Raw genomic sequence first — 1,745 nt, forward strand, 5'->3', positions numbered from 1 at the left:
TGATGTGGTGCAGCCACCACGGAATGTCAGGTCGGACGATTTGAGTCGACCAGGCGCGGTCGGCTTCGCCACGACGGGCGAAGGCAGCAGGCAGACCGGCAGCCGCAGCGATGCTGGTCCCACGGCGCCTGGGGCCCATGCTCCGATCAGCGCCGCTCGCGGACAGGTGCCGGACGTGTCAGAGGCAGCCACGATTCAGCAGTCCACGCTGAGCACCGCTCCGGCGCCCCACCTCGACATCGACTCAGTGAGCGTGTTGCCGCCACAGGGCCAGCCGGCCCGTACCGAGGGACACAGCGGACTGCCCTTCGCCGACCAGGTGAAGCACGAGACCCCATCGCAGCCAGGGGTGATTCCGCCCGCGCTCGGCAACGGCAGGGGAACGTCTCCGGGGCTGAGAGCAGGCCGGGCAGTCAGTGGTGCGGCCGGGCCAGTCACACCGGTCACCGGAACACCTAGGCAGGGCATCCCGGCCGCAGGCCAAAGCGGCCCGACAGGGACTGGAAGGGGACCGGTGGCAGGGCAACCATCCTTGCCGCCGAACCGCAGCGTTCCCCCGCACAGTTCCGGTCGGGCTCCGAACGGCCCGTCCAACGGCATCGTCGGTGGGCGCCCTGTCACGCCCCCGGCAGGAAGGCCCGCGGGCGCCCTCCCCCGAGGGCTGGTCGTCGGAGGCGAGCACCCGCCCACCCCCGGGCGTCGCGCCCGTGCCCCGCGCTGGGCAGCGAGGCGTGGTGGGGGCCAGCGCGGCCAACGGCACGCAAGCGCGAGAGGACGGAGCTCGCCGTAATGCCAACAGTTCACCTCAGCCTGCGTCGAGAGCAACGACCAACAGCGCAGGGAGCGGGCACCCACGGCGCACGGTCGAGGATGATGCGACCTGGCAGAAAAACGACCGCCGTGCCGTTCCGCCGGTCATCGACTGACGTGGTACGGGGATCCGGGGAACGGAGCAAGCTGAGTTGACGCGCACCAGAGGCACCCGATGCACGGGCCGCCACGCTGCGGCAGTGGCCGTCCTCGCCCTGCTGCTGATGGGTTCGGCAGCGCCGCCAGCCACCGCCGAGTCAACCCGTGAGCAGCAGTGGTTCTTGGAGGCGATGCACGCTGACGAGATGTGGAAGATCAGCACGGGTGAGGGCATCACTGTCGCTGTCGTGGACACTGGAGTCGACCCGGATAATCCGGACCTGAAGGGTCGCGTGCTGCCCGGCAAGGACCTGGCCGTGAAACAGCCGGGGGACGAGCACACCGACTACAACGGCCATGGCACCGGGATGGCCGGCCTGATCGCTGGGACTGGGGCGTACGGAGATGGAAAGGGCGCCTACGGCCTCGCTCCCGGCGCCGAGATCCTTCCTATCCGCATGCCGGACGTACATGACGACAGTCCATTCGCCGGCCCGAGCTACACAAGCAAAGCCATTCGCTTCGCGGTTGACTCGGGCGCTCAGGTCATCAACATCTCCGCAGGCTCGACGGCCCACTCCCCCGAAGAAACAGCGGCTGTGAAGTACGCCCTCGATCACGGATCGCTCGTTTTCGCTGCCGTGGGAAACAGCGGGGACGAGGGAAACCAGCCCGAATACCCAGGAGCCACGCCTGGTGTCGTAGGCGTCGCGGCGGTCGGAAAGGACCTGCGCCGCACCGCTTGGTCCCAATACGGGCCGCAGGTCGACGTGTCAGCCCCCGGCGAGGACATGGTCCACGCCTGCGGCGGCAAGACCGGCCTGTGCAAGACCAGC

The 1,745-nt window shown here is 69.0% G+C and carries 1 protein-coding gene; it reads left to right on the forward strand.

The features are described 5' to 3' along the window. Positions 1-1,034: 1,034 nt before the first annotated feature. The coding region (locus ACSLTV_RS36020) for a S8 family serine peptidase (protein ID WP_435613724.1) at positions 1,035-1,745 on the forward strand (711 nt) is incomplete at its 3' end.

This window comes from Streptomyces sp. bgisy159 (assembly GCF_965341775.1).
Taxonomy (GTDB): Bacteria; Actinomycetota; Actinomycetes; order Streptomycetales; family Streptomycetaceae; genus Streptomyces.